The 15,423-nt window shown below is 64.5% G+C and carries 15 protein-coding genes; 5 read left to right on the plus strand and 10 right to left on the minus strand.

The genetic code is table 11. From position 1 onward, the window contains the following. Window positions 1–196: 196 nt before the first annotated feature. From ACSYG9_RS05035 to ACSYG9_RS05060, 6 genes are all read right to left on the minus strand, one after another. Complete coding sequence (locus ACSYG9_RS05035; RefSeq protein ID WP_440127543.1) at window positions 197–490, minus strand: hypothetical protein; 294 nt, start codon at window positions 488–490, stop codon at window positions 197–199. Between the two features lie 195 nt (window positions 491–685). Next, a complete protein-coding gene (locus tag ACSYG9_RS05040; RefSeq protein WP_454841424.1) occupies window positions 686–1,300 on the minus strand; it encodes a hypothetical protein in 615 nt (204 codons plus the stop codon). 69 nt (window positions 1,301–1,369) lie between these two features. After that, window positions 1,370–2,020, minus strand: a complete 651-nt coding sequence (locus ACSYG9_RS05045; RefSeq protein WP_454841426.1) for a hypothetical protein — start codon at window positions 2,018–2,020, stop codon at window positions 1,370–1,372. Window positions 2,021–2,133: 113 nt separating this feature from the next. Next, complete coding sequence (locus ACSYG9_RS05050) at window positions 2,134–3,234, minus strand: saccharopine dehydrogenase NADP-binding domain-containing protein (protein ID WP_454841427.1); 1,101 nt, start codon at window positions 3,232–3,234, stop codon at window positions 2,134–2,136. Next, entirely contained in the window at window positions 3,231–4,355 is a 1,125-nt protein-coding gene (locus ACSYG9_RS05055) for a condensation domain-containing protein (protein WP_454841428.1), read from the minus strand. Before ACSYG9_RS05055 ends, ACSYG9_RS05050 begins: the two co-directional genes overlap by 4 nt. Continuing rightward, window positions 4,343–4,600 (minus strand): hypothetical protein, encoded by a 258-nt coding sequence (locus ACSYG9_RS05060; RefSeq protein WP_440127832.1) that lies wholly within the window; start codon window positions 4,598–4,600, stop codon window positions 4,343–4,345. Before ACSYG9_RS05060 ends, ACSYG9_RS05055 begins: the two co-directional genes overlap by 13 nt. Here ACSYG9_RS05060 and ACSYG9_RS05065 point away from each other — a divergent pair. Continuing rightward, window positions 4,481–4,744, plus strand: a complete 264-nt coding sequence (locus ACSYG9_RS05065) for a hypothetical protein (RefSeq protein ID WP_440127544.1) — start codon at window positions 4,481–4,483, stop codon at window positions 4,742–4,744. The two genes, ACSYG9_RS05060 and ACSYG9_RS05065, sit on opposite strands and share 120 nt — an antisense overlap. Continuing rightward, the gene (locus tag ACSYG9_RS05070; RefSeq protein WP_454841430.1) at window positions 4,741–7,269 is read left to right on the plus strand and encodes a methyltransferase; all 2,529 of its coding nucleotides are present in this window, start codon (window positions 4,741–4,743) and stop codon (window positions 7,267–7,269) included. The genes ACSYG9_RS05065 and ACSYG9_RS05070 overlap by 4 nt, the downstream gene beginning before the upstream one ends. A 14-nt stretch (window positions 7,270–7,283) precedes the next feature. On the opposite strand, the gene ACSYG9_RS05075 is transcribed toward ACSYG9_RS05070, so the two are convergent. After that, window positions 7,284–8,195, minus strand: a complete 912-nt coding sequence (locus ACSYG9_RS05075; RefSeq protein ID WP_454841431.1) for an NAD(P)/FAD-dependent oxidoreductase — start codon at window positions 8,193–8,195, stop codon at window positions 7,284–7,286. Between the two features lie 102 nt (window positions 8,196–8,297). Between ACSYG9_RS05075 and ACSYG9_RS05080 the strand changes: the two genes are divergently transcribed. Beyond that, window positions 8,298–9,047, plus strand: a complete 750-nt coding sequence (locus ACSYG9_RS05080; protein WP_454841432.1) for a class I SAM-dependent methyltransferase — start codon at window positions 8,298–8,300, stop codon at window positions 9,045–9,047. A gap of 45 nt (window positions 9,048–9,092) precedes the next feature. Here ACSYG9_RS05080 and ACSYG9_RS05085 read toward each other — a convergent pair whose 3' ends face one another. After that, the gene (locus ACSYG9_RS05085; protein WP_454841433.1) at window positions 9,093–9,449 is read right to left on the minus strand and encodes a DUF2510 domain-containing protein; all 357 of its coding nucleotides are present in this window, start codon (window positions 9,447–9,449) and stop codon (window positions 9,093–9,095) included. 646 nt (window positions 9,450–10,095) lie between these two features. On the opposite strand from ACSYG9_RS05085, the gene ACSYG9_RS05090 reads away from it, so the two are divergent. Both ACSYG9_RS05090 and ACSYG9_RS05095 read left to right on the plus strand, forming a co-directional pair. After that, window positions 10,096–12,681 carry a LuxR C-terminal-related transcriptional regulator gene (locus ACSYG9_RS05090; protein WP_454841434.1) on the plus strand — a complete coding sequence of 862 codons (2,586 nt, stop codon included), beginning with the start codon at window positions 10,096–10,098 and terminating at the stop codon, window positions 12,679–12,681. Window positions 12,682–13,545: 864 nt separating this feature from the next. Next, complete coding sequence (locus ACSYG9_RS05095) at window positions 13,546–13,869, plus strand: amphi-Trp domain-containing protein (protein WP_454841435.1); 324 nt, start codon at window positions 13,546–13,548, stop codon at window positions 13,867–13,869. A 102-nt stretch (window positions 13,870–13,971) separates the two neighbouring features. Here ACSYG9_RS05095 and ACSYG9_RS05100 read toward each other — a convergent pair whose 3' ends face one another. Together ACSYG9_RS05100 and ACSYG9_RS05105 are read right to left on the minus strand one after the other, a co-directional pair. After that, window positions 13,972–14,688, minus strand: coding sequence for an SOS response-associated peptidase (locus tag ACSYG9_RS05100; RefSeq protein WP_454841436.1), 717 nt, complete (start codon window positions 14,686–14,688; stop codon window positions 13,972–13,974). A gap of 157 nt (window positions 14,689–14,845) precedes the next feature. Beyond that, a complete protein-coding gene (locus ACSYG9_RS05105) occupies window positions 14,846–15,334 on the minus strand; it encodes a hypothetical protein (RefSeq protein WP_454841437.1) in 489 nt (162 codons plus the stop codon). Window positions 15,335–15,423: the final 89 nt, after the last annotated feature.

The raw sequence follows: 15,423 nt of genomic DNA on the forward strand, positions 1-15,423 counted from the left end.
GCACGTTCGCTCGGACTCATTCCTCGGGGCCGCCACCTTTCCGTATCAGGGTGTGGTGAAATCGGTGGTCTGTGAGGCACTCTTCCAGCGAGTGTTCCAGCTTCCCACAGCTGCACTTGCGGCAGCGGGAAGCTGGAATGTGCGCGAGTAGCATTCGCGCACATCATGTCTCGTCGGCCGACTCCGAGTCGCGCGTTCAGTGGTCGTCGTAGTGGCCGTCGTGGGCAGCGTGCCGATGCCCGTCGTGGATGTAGTCGACGTGATCGCCGTGCGGGACGGCGACGTGCCCACATTCCGGGCCGTGGGCGTGATCGTGCCCGTCGTGAACCCGATGCTCGGTCGGCTCGCATTCGTCGAAATGCCCGTCGTGAGCGCGGTGCAGGTGCCCGTCGTGGACGTAGTCGACGTGATCGCCGTGAGGTACGGCAACGTGCCCGCAGCCATCGGCGTGAACATGGTCGTGGTCGGAATGTTCCTGGTGAACGCTCATCATCGAACTCCTCGGTGGAGATGCAGTCGAAGTTCCGTGTCTTCCAGTCTCCCACTTCATGAGCATCGTGCGTCCAGGTTCCGCCGCAAGCCTTGAAACGTGCACTTACTCCCGTTGGTCGTAGGGTGCGCACATGACGCGTCGGTGTGCTCGCGCAGAACACGACGATGCCAATGGTGGTGCACGCGCTCCCGGTTATCCCAACGTCAAGTTGAAGTCGTCGAGGAGCGAAGCGGTAACTGCATCCCGTGCCCATCCGCCGGTGTCGAGTGGTGCCGAGCGCACAATCGTCAGAGCGGGTGCCGTTCGACCGTCGATCAGCATGAGCGCAAGTTCGTTTCGTCCGTGTCGACACTCGTATCGAAGACCTTGCACCGCAGTGGTATTGGTCAGAATTTCGATCGCGGTCCGGCGGGTCTGACCATAGTCCCGCCAAGTACAGGCCGTCAGGGAGGCATCCTGGCCGAGCCGGATCAGATTTCGCTGACCGTCCAGAACCGCAATGTCGACGTCGTCGTCCAGTACGAGTTGGGCCAAGGACTCACCCGCCAGCAGGCGCTTGCGGATGATCAAATCCGGTGGAATGTCCTGACCACGGAGGATACCCTCGGCGACCACCGATACTCCGAGATACAGGTAACCGCCCAGTGCTGCCCCACCCGGGCACACGGCAGGGTCGTGAACTGGCTCGAAACGCCCCTGCGTCGGAATTGCCGCCGTGCGTACGTCGAGGGTACGCGCATCAACCCAGGGAGCGATGTTGCTGCGGTTGAACGCATTCGGAGGATACGTGGACGACGTCCAGTGCACTCGCCACACCGCGTACCCGCCGCGATGGTGTCGATGTTCGCTGGATTGCCGTTGTAGGCGCCCACCCTCCTACATTCCCCGCTCGGCAGCGCTGATCATGTTGTCGACGGCGACCTCGGTCAGATCACCGTCCTCGAGCTCCTGCAATGGCGTCTGGTCGTCAAGGATGTCGGAAGGAGTGCGCCACCAGGACATGACCCCCCATGGGTCCTCGGCGGCCCCCAGTCTGCTGTTGGCGTACGCCACAATCGGCCATACCCGATGATGCACGGTGTCGAATTGAAACGCCGGATAGTGGTAGTCGGGACGGCGTCCCAACGGCAAACCGAGCAACACACCCTCGTCACGCAGCTTCTTCACCAGGGTCCGCGATTCCCCCGCCCGCGGCGCCAGCACCCGGCCGGCCTCCCCGGCTTTGAGAGTGTCCACTTTCCCGAGCAACGACCGCCGCCGCCTGGCCACTGCCTCCGCCGCGCCTCCGGCACCAGTCTCCACCGGGCCGGTGAACGCCTCATCGAGAAGCAGCTTCGCGATCAACGCCCATTCCTGTCGCGGAGCATTACGGGTCACGTATTCCACAAACCCGCCGGCCACCTCACCGCGACGACGTCCGGGGTGAGCCGCGCTCAATCGATGGCTACGGCCTGCGACCACGCGCGGCCCACCGCCTTGCGAGGTATGCGGCTTGATCACCTTCCGCCGGATTCGATTCTCCGCCATCCTGCACCTCCGAGTACGTTAAGTACGTTTTTCAATCGTACTCAACGTACCTAGCATTAGACAAGGCGACCGCAGATCGGGGCGATGAACCGCCTCCGTGTAAAGACGATCCACTACTCCACCATCAACTCGTGCACCAATGGATCGACTCGGAGCCGCTCCACCGTGTAGGACGGGTCGAGTGCCTCTGCTGCCAGGTGGACGCCAGGTGAGACTCGCCCGTTTAGGATGTGCTCGGCAGCGAGAGCGACCACCGAACCGCTGAGACCGTACGAATCCTCGGCGCGCAGGACCACCCGCGTGGTGCCTCGAGGATGGCCCTGGGCTGGCCGGCCCGTGAACAACATGATGTAGAACGATCCGAATTCGTCCTCGTCGGCGATGGTGGCCTCGACAATCGACGGAATGAACGGCGCGAGTTCGGCGTGATCCGGGGACGCCGGCAGCTGTGCCCACGCGTGCGCCATCGCGCGAGAAAGACGGTCGGAGGCGAAGACGTTGTACGAGCGCACCTCGGCGACTCCCGGTAACGCTCCCAGGGACTGTGCTTCGGTCGTCAGATACGGCCACGCATGCACCGGACGCGGGAAGCCCGGAAGCGTGACATCGTGGAGCGGCGGCACCGAATTGGATGCGATCTGCCCATCGCGCATCGACGCCATCGACTCGCCGAATCGCTCACCGCGGGTCAGGAGCCCATCGGCGGCCGACAACTCGGTGAACCGGGCCACCCCACCGACGTACGTGTCCAGCCGGCGCAATGGCCGGTCTCCGGCAATCAAGCGCGGCAGCAGACCGGACAGGCCCGGCATCGCACCTGCCGAGAAGATCGCAGTCCGGTCACGCGCGGTGTCCGCAGCCCGGAGCGCATCGGCGGCGGGAAGTTCCCCACCGATATCGACATAATCGGCACCGACGGAGAAGGCGGTCCGCGCAACCGAATCCAGTACGAGATAGGAGGGTCCGGCACAGTTCACCACAATGCTGCAGCCACAGCAGAACTGTTCGAGATTCGTCTCGTCCGCCAGGTCCAACCGGACCGCCTCGGCTTCTCCTGCGCATTCCTCTGCGACAGCTGCTGCTGTGTCGAGGTTGCGGCCACCGATGCGGAGAGATCCGAGTCCGGCTGCGGACATGCGCAACGCCGCAGTGCGGCCCACCGTCCCCGACCCGCCGATCAATCCGATGACCGGTGCGGCAATACTGTCACTCACTGAATGACTCCCAACCGCAGTCGAACCGCCGACGCGGCACCGGCCACCGTGGGATCGTCGAGAAAATCTCGAATGGCAATGGCCGCACCGGTTTCCTTGGCGAGCAGTGCCACCACACGCACGGCCAGCATCGAGTCTCCGCCGAGGGCGAAGAAGTTGCCGCCGCGATCGAGCACAGGAACGTCGAGGAACTCTTCGAACACTTCGCACACGGTGTATTCGAGATCGTCGACGGGCGGGCCGCTGTGCTCACTAACCGGAGGGTCGGGGAGCAGACCCAATCGCATCCGGTCGTCGGCGACCGGGTCGCCATCGCGCGGAAGATTCGGGGCGGCGTCCCACCCTCTGCCTGCAGCAAGTTCATGAACGGTGGATACGAACTCCTCGAAGGCCACCACCACTTCCGCTTCGTCGAAGATCTCGTCGACCAGTGAGAACACGGTCACCACCTCGTCGCCGAGTTCGAAGCAGCGAACCTCCAGAGCGACCTGCGGAGTGCGGAGCTGATGGAAATAGTCCGCGATGTCGACCGTTCCCAGCGGGCCTGCGTCCGTCGAGGCCGTCCCGCCCATCGCAGCGTCGACTCCCAGAACGCTTTGGAAGACGATCGGTGCCGGTGGGCGTCTGGTACCGCGCCTGCGGGCGAGCTCGCGGCCCGCTTCGACACCGGAGACGAGATTGTGGGAGGTGTATTCGCTCGACACCGGCTGCACCGACGCCGCCAGCTCGGCGAAACTGGTATCGGGGTCCAGTTCGAGGGGAATGAGCATGGTGGCTGCGAATGCCCCGACCACCCGGTGCACGTCGGGATGCAGCGGCAAACGGTTGAGCTGCAGCGCATTGAGGAGCAGGTGCGAGTGCCCGGCCCACCGCGCCAGCACCGTGCCGAAGGCCGTGAGCATGACCGTCGACGCTGTGACGTCATGTGCGGTGCACTGTGCTCGCAGCGCCGCCCACTCGTCGGCCGAGAACCGTGCCTCACGGTTGCCCATGGTGACCGGCCGGACGGACTTCGGGTCGGCGACCAGCGGGAGCGCGGGCGGCGCGGGCAGCTGATCGAGACGAGCCCACCACCACTCGCGGTCTGCCAGCCATGCGTCGGTGCGGCTCAGCCCGGACACGTGACGACACCTCCGGCGCGAGAGCGCGCAGACGATCGGGCAGCAGCCGCCGGGTCGATCGTGCCGGCCGGTTCCGGCCGCTGCCCCGGCGTCCTGACCAGCTGTCCGGCGGTCAAAGACAACGTATCGCGATTGCTCGGGCACTCGCGGGCCGTCCACGCCTTCTCATCGCCGACGAAATGACGGCGTCGCTCGATCACAACACGGCGGCGCTGATCATCGACCTGCTCGACGAACTCAGACACTCCCACACCGAAACCGACTACGGCCTATCGATTCTGGCCACAACACACGACGAACATCTGGCCGGCCGAGCCGATCGTGTCGTCGAAATACGCAGAGCCTCCATCACCGAAATCCCATCGCACACGAGGAGCGCGCACTCATGACCGACACCGAACTGCCCCGGCACAGCGATCTCGACGCAGCCGTCGGCGCTCTGTCCTCGCACCCGTGGATCGCGCGCGTCGATTCCGATGGAGACGCAGGAGTACGCATCGTGGTATCCGACGGCGCTGTGGCGACGACGAGAGCAGAGGGTGCAGCGGTGGTCGGTGGCCTCACCCACGAACATCTGACGCACTGGGCCGAGGTGTACGACTGGACCTACAGCTCCGCGCCGAAGCACGACACGCAGACTCAGGATCGGGACGACGATCTGGCCGGCTGGCGTGCCACCGACACCGGCAAGCCACTCCCGGCCGAGCATATGCTCGAATGGGTCGAGCGGACAGTCGAACTCGTTCTCGCGCACCATCCTCGCAATGTGCTCGAGCTCGGTTGCGGGACGGGATTGTTGATGCGCAGACTCGCCCCGCACGTCGACAGCTACCTCGGTACCGACGTCGCAGGCGAGGTCGTGGACAGACTTGCCGCGCAGCACATCGCCGGGAACAGCTTCGTCAAGGCTGCCGCGCACGAACTGCGAGGACAGCTCGTGCAGGACGCCGTCGCGGCCACCGGAGCAACACCGGACTGCATTCTTCTGAACTCCGTCACCCAGTGCTTTCCTGACACCCACTATCTCGCTGCAGTCGTACTCGACGCCATCGACTCGGTCGCTCCCGGCGGCACCGTGATCGTCGGCGACATCCGCCACTCGGGACAATTGCGCGATTTCGCGCGCTGGGCGGAGATGGCCAAGAATCCGGGCGGAGACCCGGACACTCTGGAAGTCCGGGTGGATCGGCGTGCGGCTGCGGACAGCGAATTGTCGGTGGACCCGTCGACGCTCGCGTCGATCGCGGCCGCGTCCGATCGAGAGGTGTCGGTACTCACATACGCGAAGACCTTGCGCGACGATTCCGAACTCACCCGGTATCGGTTCGATGCGGTTTTCACCGTCGACGCCGAAATCTCGGAGAGCGGTCCGCCCTCCACGGCCTCGTGGCACGATCTCGATTGCGACGGCAACGCGCTGACCGATCTGCGGGTTCGCGTCGAGTCCGAACCCACCCTGATCACCGACATCCCTCGATCCGTCCCGGCAGCGGCACTGCGTTCGGCGCTGACCGGTACGAATGCGGTGGTGCTGATCGATCCGTCCGATACCGCCGTGTTCCGGGTGGCCTCGCCCGCGGCAGTCGGCGCGATCACTGCGACCGACCTGCCGAAGGCCGGCACGCCTCACGAGCCGTTGGGCGCGTTCGCTCGCAGCCGGATGCTCGATATCGCCCGTACACTGCTGCGCCGAGCCGATATCACCCGCCCGGAACGCATGACCGTCGAACTCCCCTCCGGCCGAGGTCTCGACATCGTGGCAGCGGAACGTCGCCGACGCGAAATCGATCGTGCGGGACGGTGTGCTGTATCGGGAACATCGGAACCGATCTCCGACTCAGCACTTGCCCGCGTGCCGGGCGCTGTCGAACAGTTGGATGGCATAGCTCTCGGTGCGCTGGCGGGCTTCCTGTGCTCGGAAGCCGGGGCTCGCCCCGGCACGGCATCGTCGATCGGTCGAGTGGCGGCGACACTGCGAGTCGCAGAACGACACCGGTGGATCCTGCGTCGGTGGATCGAGGTGCTGTGTGCCGAGGGACGCGCACACATGCAAGGAGTCGACGATTTCGTGCTTGCGGAGCCCGTTCAACCGTCGACGACCGGTATCGACGACCGCGCACTCGCGCGCGCGTGCCGTGCCCTGGGGTATCCGTCCGCGATGGCCGAGTTCTACGCGACAGCGCTGTCCTCGCTCGGTCCACTGCTGCGCGACGAGATGTCGGCACAGGCATTGATGTTCCCCGACGGGGACATGACCACGTCGCTGAGCAAGGACGAGAGGAACATCAGCAACCGGTACCTGCACGGCGCGGCGGCCCAGGTCATCGCCGAGGCCGCACGCACCCGGCCTGGCCCGCTCCGCATTCTGGAACTGGGTGGCGGCGCCGGCGGCGGCACACAAGCCGCGCTCGCCGCACTCGGCGACCGCGAGGTCGACTATCTTTTCACCGACATCTCTCGTTTCTTCACCACGTCTGCAGTGGAGCGATTCGGTGGCCGTCCCGGATTTCGCACCGCAACAGCAGATATCGATGTGCGGCTGACCGATCAGAACCTACCGGCACATGCATTCGACGTGGTGCTTGCCGCAAACGTCCTTCATTGTGCGACCCACGCGGGATTGTCGGTTGCAGCTCTGAGTGAAGTACTGGCACCGTCGGGGATGGCTGTCGTGATCGAGGCCGTCCGTGAACACTACCTCGTGCTGGCCACAATGCAGTTTCTACTGTCGCCGCGATCCGGCGCGGTGGCTCCGGTCGGGGTCGACCGACGGAACGGGAGCGTCTTTCTCTCCGATGCCGATATCCGGCACTATCTGTCCGTCAACGGTATTCGTCCTACCATCGAGCTTCCCGAGGAGGGAACTGCGCTCGCCTCACCGTCACAGCGCCTGTTCGTCGGCCAAGCGCTGTGACACCGAAACGGCTATCAGGCGAATGTGTCGCTGAAGAGATCCTGCTCCAACCACACTGCGGCACGGACACCGTCTGCGGCAGCAGGAGCCACCAGTGTCACCGGGTCGGGGACGGCTGCGAGATGTGCGGCGTCGCCACCGGCGGACACCCCAGGAACGGTCGTCTTGCCGAACTCGTCGATCCGCACACACCCGTCGTCGAAATGCTCACATCCCAGCGCGCGAGTGAGCGTCGTATTGGGCGTCGTCGGCGCCCGGTGATAGAGGGCTTGACGCTCGAGAAGGGTGCCGTCGGCGAAATGCACTTCCAGCGAACGGTGTTCGCCCGTGATGCGGTCGATCGGCGTCTCCACCACTCGTGCGCCCGTCTTGTCCAGCATGGCGCGCAACGGCTCCGGGATGGTCGATGGGCCGTTGGTACACACCGTCACGTCGTCGGAATAACGGTCGGCGACATAGGCCCCGAGACCCGCGTCCGCCCCGTTGGCCAGGACGGCGAGCGCCAGACCGTCGGTCTCGAATCCGTGGCAGAACGGGCAGTGAAAAACCTCCGATCCCCAGCGTTCGGCCAGGCCCGCGATCTCCCACGGGACGTCGATGACACCAACTGCGAAGAAGAGTTTGCGGGCCTGCACTGAAACCTCGTCGTCCACCGCCACCGTGAATGCGCCGTCGGTTCCGTCGACGGCGCTGACCTGCCCGGAAATCCGCTCGACCGTCGGATATGCCTCGATTTCGGCACGTCCGTCGACGAGGAGTTGGGCCGGCGCGCCGCCGTCGCGTCCGAGGTACATGTGCATTTCGGCAGCAGGTGCATTGCGTGGCCGTCCCCCGTCGACCACAAGAACGGATCTCTTCTGGCGCCCGAGTACCAGTGCGGCGCTGAGACCCGCAGCACCTGCGCCCACGATGACGACGTCGTACATGAAGCATCTCCGATCAGCGGTCCGACGACCGCTACTGTTGAATGTGATTGTCGTTAGCGATAGTAGCCGACCCCCTCGGCTCGAATGGCCGGAAGGAATCACGTGCCCCTGCATCCCGACCCGTACACCCGCTCCGCGGATCACCTCGACCTCCTCAGCACGGGGCCGTGGCAACACATGGCTCCCAGCGTCAGCGCGGCCTTGACCGGCCTCGACGACGCCGAGGCCACCATCGTCGAACTCGGATCCGGCACCGGACTCGGAACCTGCGTCATCGCACGCTCGGTGCCGAACGCACGAATCGTCGCGGTCGAGCCGTCCAGCCACCTTCGTGCGGTGTTGCTGCATCGAGTCGCGTCCGACCACGACCTACGCTCCCGGGTGACCATCGAGAACCGGCCGTTCCCGTCCTCCCGTCTGCCGGAGAAGTTCGACGCGCTCGTCATGATCAATTCGCTGGGCCACCTCGGCGCCGAGGAGAGAACGGAATTGTGGCGGGTGATCGCAACCGGACTGCTACCGGGAGGGTTCGCCGTGATCAATCTTCAAACGCCCACCACATCCTCGGACGTTCCGGAATTCGAAATGGCACGCGAACGCGTCGGCAATCGCGAGTACCACGGCACTGCACGGGCCGAGCGCGTGGATGAGCAGACTCTGGCCTGGTACATGACCTACCGAACGAGCGAAGACGGGCGCGAAATCGACGCGACCGAAGTCGAGTACCGGTGGAACGTCCTCGCTACCGACGCACTCGAAGCCGAACTTGCGCAACACAATTTGCTCGCCAACGCAGTGGGCGACGAAGCGTTCGGGGTGTTCCGTATCGAACCGAGCGCTCGAGGTCGATGACGGCCGCACCCGAGAAAGGGGACGGCGTGTGTCCGGCCGAGTTCGCTAGCGAGGTGCGCCGGACGCCGAGATCGAAGATTGCGGCACCGAGGGCGCGGCTTCTGCTGTCGCGACCCCCCAGGCCGCGAACGATAGGGCTGCGATTGCGGTGATGACGAGTGCGCGTTTGGCGTCGGCGGAAAGCGACCGAGGTGCGTTGGCCGAGGCGCCGTCGGCGTCGGACTGCACATCCGAGCGACGGAGCCGTTCGGCACGGGTCCAGTCGTGGCCGTTCCACCATCGTTCGACCCGGCTGTAGGACGGGTCGGGATACCACCCCGGGATCCGAGGTCCGGATGCGGCACCATTGCCGCTCGACGGGCCTGCTACCGCAGAGTGCCGATCACCATATCGGACAGTCACAACGCTGTCCTCCTTCATTTCGTGCGGACGCCAGCACGTATGCCGTCGCCTGAGTACCTTGCTGCGGCACAGCGGTGCGCCCGCCCCGGATCGGACGGGGCGCACCCTCAGCCTGCGATCAGAGCAGGATGCCGAGACCCGCGAGCAGCGTGAAAAGGGTAGCGCCGAGCGATCCGAGAATCATTGAGAACTCCTCTTGGTGTGTGGCCCTGCCCGGGCGGGCAGGGGATCGAGGCACATGGCAATGCATGCCCCTCAACCGTCCAAGACATCGGTCCAGGTCTTTCGATTGTTACACGTGGGAATTAAGCCCCTTGTGATCATGTGACACTCTATGATTCATCTGCGTTCCCACAGCGTCACCAGAGGGGACCGCGACGCATGTGCGGCCCAGCCTCGGCATGGGCCGCATTTGCTGTACGAGGTGGAGTTGTTTCTACACAGCGTCACGACGACGCCGCGTCACCTCGAGGGTGAAACTAAGGGTGAATGACGAATCGCCTGGGTGGGGTGGTGTGCAATGACAGTTGTCCCGGTTTTCCTAGGTGCTCGCTGACAACTGCACCGCGGCGGCCGGACGAACAAGCGCAACGGGAGGGCGCTCTGAATGGACAGTACGAATCGAAGTCGGTCGGCGGTGCCCACCGTGGTTCGCCCTCGGCTCTTCGAAATATTGTCCCGCCCTTCGGCGCTGACGATGGTGTGCGCCCCCGCCGGCTTCGGTGTGCGCACGTTGCTGACGACCTGGCTGCAACATGGCCACAGTGGAACGCCACCGACGACCTGGGTCCCGCCTCCGGCAACACCCTATGATCACGATCGATACTGGAGTGCGGCGCTCGACGCGGTTCATACCGCCGGAATTGCACCGCGCTCCTTTCCTCGCCACTCCGGCCCCCGAAGCTCGGATGCGGCAGACACCTTCGTCGAACTGTTCGGCGCCCTCGGCGCGGAGTGCGTGCTCGTGCTCGAGCGCCCCGACACGCTTTCAGGTCCGGTATCGGCATTCGCCGAATGCCTCTCCCGCTTGGCTCGCGTCTCGCCGCGTCCGACCGTCCTGGTGACGGTGGCGCCCCGGTCCCCGTGGTCCGAAGTGCTCGGCGAGATCGTCGACACCCAGGTGTCGGCGGAGGAGATGCTGTTCACCGAGGCCGAGGTGGTGGATCTGTGCCGGACGGTCCACCTGACACAACCGAAGATCATGGGACGAAGGATCCATGCAGTATGCGACGGCATTCCCCGATGGGTGGGCAAGGCCGTCGACATGGCGGGCCGGTGTTCCGGACCGATAGTGGATGCGCACGGACGTCCTGCTGCCGAACTGGTCGGCACGGTCGCGACAGACCTCGACGACATGCTGGGGACCCTCGGCGCCGACCTCGAGCGTGAACTTGCCCGGACGCTGGCTCCGGCGCACACCTTGAGTGTGCCTCTCGCACAGGAGCTGCTTCCCGCGCTATCGGTGAGCGAAATCCTCACCGACACGTACCGTGCCGGACTGCTCGTTCCGGCTGAATCATCTTCTGAACTGCAGCAATACTGGCGCTTTCCGGGGTTGGTGCGACATGCCCTGCTCGAGCTGGCCCGAAAGGCCGATCCGGAACATCTCGAATCTGTATTGACGCTTCTGGCCAGGCGCGCGCTGAGCAACAAGGATCCGGCAACCGCGGCCCGCTACGCCGCAGATGCCGGCGATTGGCCGTTGGCATTGGATATCTGCGAACAGCACTGGGTGACGATGGTCATCGGAAATATGAACCAGTTGCGCGAACTCCTCGATAGCGTGCCCGAGCAGTACCTGGAGGATCGGCCGAGTGTGAAAGCCGGCAAGTCGGTGTTCGTCGGACTACTGGCGCATGCCCCGATACTCGGGCCCTCGCTCCCGGACAGCGATACCGAATTGTTCGACCTCGCCGATTCGCCGACAGTGACCGCGAGCATTCATGTCGCCACGGTGCAGTCCATCGGGCTACGTGTCGCAGGGCGTTACCGCGACGCGGTGAGTTTGACACGGAGAATCGTGACCCTGGCCACCGCCGCACTCGACCGGCAACCAGAGCTCGTCCATGCGCAACTTCCCGTTCTGCGTCTGCAGTGGGCACTCACCTTCCAGCTGGCAGGCGCCGACTTCGATGCCATCTCCGAATTCATGATCGCCTACCGCGGCGCCGTGGCGGAGGGCATCGACTTCGCTGCTCGTAATTCCGCAGGCAACCTGGCATTGCTATGGGCGATGACCGGGCATGCTCCCCGCGCCCACGCATGGCTCGCCCGTGAAGTCGACTTCGGCGACGGTGGGGAAGCGCTGGCTCCGATGGTGCGGATGGGTGGTTCGCTCGCTACCGCGTTGACCTCGTTGGATCGGCTCGACTTGGCCACAGCCACCACGGCGCTCGAGACGCTCGGCGAACCGAGCCACCGCGAGGAACTCTGGGCATACATCGCTTACGTGCAGGCCCAGTGCGCGTTGTTGCACGACAGCGCGTACGCCGGACTGATGCAGCTGCAACGCCTCGCCGCCGAGCGACGCGTCCAGTGTTCACCGAGCTCGTTCGCTACCGTGCTGATCACCGCGGCGCGGGTCGATCTGCACTTGGCACTCGGACAGGGCAACCTCGCTGCCACCACCGTCGCCGATGCGGTCCTGAATCACCCGCTTCTGGTACTTGCTTCCGCTCGCGTTGCCCTCTACACCGGGTGTCCCGACGAGGCACTCGAGATCGTGACGCGCTCGCTGTCGTCGGAAGCCGGCGCGCCGCGTGAACACATCGAAGGCCTTCTCATCCGAGCAGCAGCCCATCACAAGCTGGGAGACGTGGAGGTCGCGGCCAATTGCTGGCGCACCGCGTGTGCGCTGGCGGAACAGTCGGACTGCTACCGCCCGTTCACCACCGTCTCGCTGCGCTTGCGGCGTGCGTTGGCCGACGCCACCGGCATCGCGCCCACCCTCGATATCGACAGGTCGGTGTTCCCCGAGACAGTTCATCACGTCCAATTGACTGCCCGCGAGCACTCGGTGCTGTCCTGTATGGCGCGCGGCTTGTCGCAGCAGCAGATCGCCGACGAGCAGTTCGTGTCGGCCAATACTGTCAAATCACAGATGCGCAGCCTCTACCGGAAACTCGGCGCGCATTCGAAGGCAGAAGCATTGGCTACCGCACGCAAGCTACGACTACTCGAGACCGACACGAGCACACCGCCGCCCGAGTCCGACCATTCCCCGCGGTCATGAATGCGTGCAGTGACACACCTGATCCAATCTGTGTCGTATAGTGAGTCCATCGTCACAGCAGGGGATCCGATTTCACCCGTTCCTTCACCCCGAATCGGCCGACCCCGCAGCCGGGACAGCGATAGCCTTCAACAGCGACCCGATTTCCCCCCGACATCGGGTCGCTCGTGCGGCCCGAATCCTCCCCGACAGCGGGCCGCAGCGCGGCCCGGATCCCCCGACTTCGGGCCGCCCGACGAACGCCCCCACTGTCGCACCAGCACGAGGGTGGGGGCGTTTTTCTCGGCACGCCGTGAAGCCCGGAGACTGCAGCGGCTTGCACACACATGCCCCTCGCATATGTGCACAGGTGATCGCGCCATCTCCAGGCTTCACGGTCGCTCTTACCACGATTCCTGTGGTTCGGAATCGCCAACTGGTACATCCCATCGAAAGCCAAGATCGTTACCAATGGAAGGTAAATCTCTTCCAAAGCTCGCTCCGCGGGGCAGCCAGGCCGACGCCGTCGCGGTGCCACGTACGGCCGACTTCGTCGAAAAGGGTCGCGGACATGCACGATTCGGACAAACGTCCAACTTCACCGGCAGGCGGTGCCGCACCTCGGATCACGAGCACGCGACATCCGCTATCACCCTCGCTCGCCCCGCCGACCCACTGAAGATCCGTACCGCGAGCACGATTCGGAATACCTTGGAACAGAACAACTTCAGTGCGTCCGGCCCTCAATCAACGAGCGCTTCACGGGCATGAGCGCCGGAGCTGGAGAACCGGAAAGGTCGTCGCTGCCCATATTTCGGTTCGGCCCGGAAAGCCGCACTTCGAGGGCTACCGTTGATACACACTGCGCCGAGGTCAGGAGTTGTCGTGCCGAAACTGGAATTCAAGAGGAAATCCGACCTCTCGCGAGAGGAAGTGTCGGAAAAGCTCATAGCACTCGGACACGCGCTCGCGCGCGGCCGCGAGGTCGCACTCGAGTCGGGGGACGACTCGATCGAGATCGTCGTCTCCGACCGGGTGCGGTGGGAACTCGAAATCGAGGTCGACGGCAACGAAACAGAGATCGAGATCGAGATCAGCTGGCGCGACGACCCCTCCGAAGAATCCGAAACCGAGGCGGAAGCCGAACCCACGACTCCCCCGGCCAAACCGGCTCGTCGCGGACGTCCCCGCAAGAACACCGTCAGCTGATCAGCTCACGCGGTCGGTCTATCGCGGCGACCGGATATTTTCGTCACCGACCCTTACGGCATGAATCTCGCATAGCGCCTCATCATCGGGGGCAAGCATCGCTCAACGGTGCACGGGATGCAGCAACTCCGGTGTGTTGTTGCGAGGAGAGTTGACAGCGGAGCTCACCTCGTACAGATCGAGATGTGGTTCGGGAATCGAGTTCAGTAACGCATCGACGTCGTCGCGATCGGTGAGTGCCGGATCGAGCCACGGACCGACGAATGTGTCCGGCAGGAGCACCGGCGAGCGATCGTGGACCTGGCCTGCCGCATCGGTGGCCGCCCTGGTCAGTACCGTGCACGTCCACAACCAGCGCTCCGGATCGTCTTCGGGTAGATCCGGGTTCGGCCACAGCTCGTAGAGGCCGGCCATCGAAACCGGTCCGTCGGCGTGCAGGAAGAACGGGATCTTCTTTCCGTTCTCGTCCTTCATCCACTCGAAGTAGCCGTCGGCAGGCAACACGCAGCGACGCCGGGCCGCGGCCGCCTTGAAGGCGGGCTTGCTCGTGATCGTCTCCGAACGCGCATTGATCATCCGTGATCCGATCTTCGGGTCTTTTGCCCACGAGGGCACCAAACCCCATTTGACCTCCGACGAGACCATTCTCGTCGGTTCGGCATCCGGCTTGCCGCGCGGCGCGCGTTCGAGCACGACGTTCACATGCTGTGTCGGGGCGATGTTGTAGGACGGCGGTAATTCTTCCCCGACCGTCTCGACCGCGTCGTAGACCGAGACCAGATCATCGCGGGTGCTGGTGCTTGCATACCGTCCACACACGCTCGAATCCCCTCGTCGCAGTTGTACCGGGACGATAGCGTCACCCACCGACACGCGAGCGGAAAGGCTCGGGAGGGATTTGCCGGGTGTCGTTCAGAGGGTTTCGCAGCCGCGCGCATTTCACTCGGCGCGGGCTCTTTCAGCAAGGCCGCAGAACCTATTCGGTGAGCGCGTCCGGTTCGTCCCGCGCAGGCATATCAAGGAGATAGTCGAGCAGGTCCACCGCCTCGGTCAGCGCGTGAACTCGTTTCTCCGGATCGGATACATACACAACGGGCCGAAGTCGCCGGTGGCCGCGTAAGGCGTCTCCGCCGAGGTAGTCGGCGATCGCTCCCCACACGTGACATGCCGGGGACGGGAGCTCCGCGATAGTCAAGTGCTCTCCCTCAGGGGTTCGCAGCATCAACACCTTGTCGGCAACTGCCCCTGAGGCGATCGGGCCCATCTTGTCGGCAATCACGCCGGCTATGGCTGTGACCGTCCATTCGAGGACTGCGCCGTAGCTGTCTCGTTCGGTGAGACTGTCTCCGCGGACCAACGAGGACACCGTGTCGGAGAGAGCGGCGCGGTCACGGTCGCCGGCCAATACAAGCAGATGGCCGCCCAGTCTCGACGCGGGGTCGGCATCTCGTCGATTCGATTTCATGAAGGAGGTATTCCCCTTCATTTCGGTGTTACACCTGGCATGTTCGAGTGGCAGGCCAGGCACCGATGAATTTCGAACACATGGGAGGT

It is taken from the genome of Rhodococcus sp. SJ-2 (assembly GCF_053750035.1).

What these genes read in the sequence shown, in the direction of transcription:
- ACSYG9_RS05075 (WP_454841431.1), bottom strand. Translation starts at nt 8,195, where the DNA reads ATGTACGACGTCGTCATCGTGGGCGCAGGTGCTGCGGGTCTCAGCGCC.
- ACSYG9_RS05035 (WP_440127543.1), bottom strand. Translation starts at nt 490, where the DNA reads ATGAGCGTTCACCAGGAACATTCCGACCACGACCATGTTCACGCCGAT.
- ACSYG9_RS05105 (WP_454841437.1), bottom strand. Translation starts at nt 15,334, where the DNA reads ATGAAATCGAATCGACGAGATGCCGACCCCGCGTCGAGACTGGGCGGC.
- ACSYG9_RS05070 (WP_454841430.1), top strand. Translation starts at nt 4,741, where the DNA reads ATGACCGACACCGAACTGCCCCGGCACAGCGATCTCGACGCAGCCGTC.
- ACSYG9_RS05045 (WP_454841426.1), bottom strand. Translation starts at nt 2,020, where the DNA reads ATGGCGGAGAATCGAATCCGGCGGAAGGTGATCAAGCCGCATACCTCG.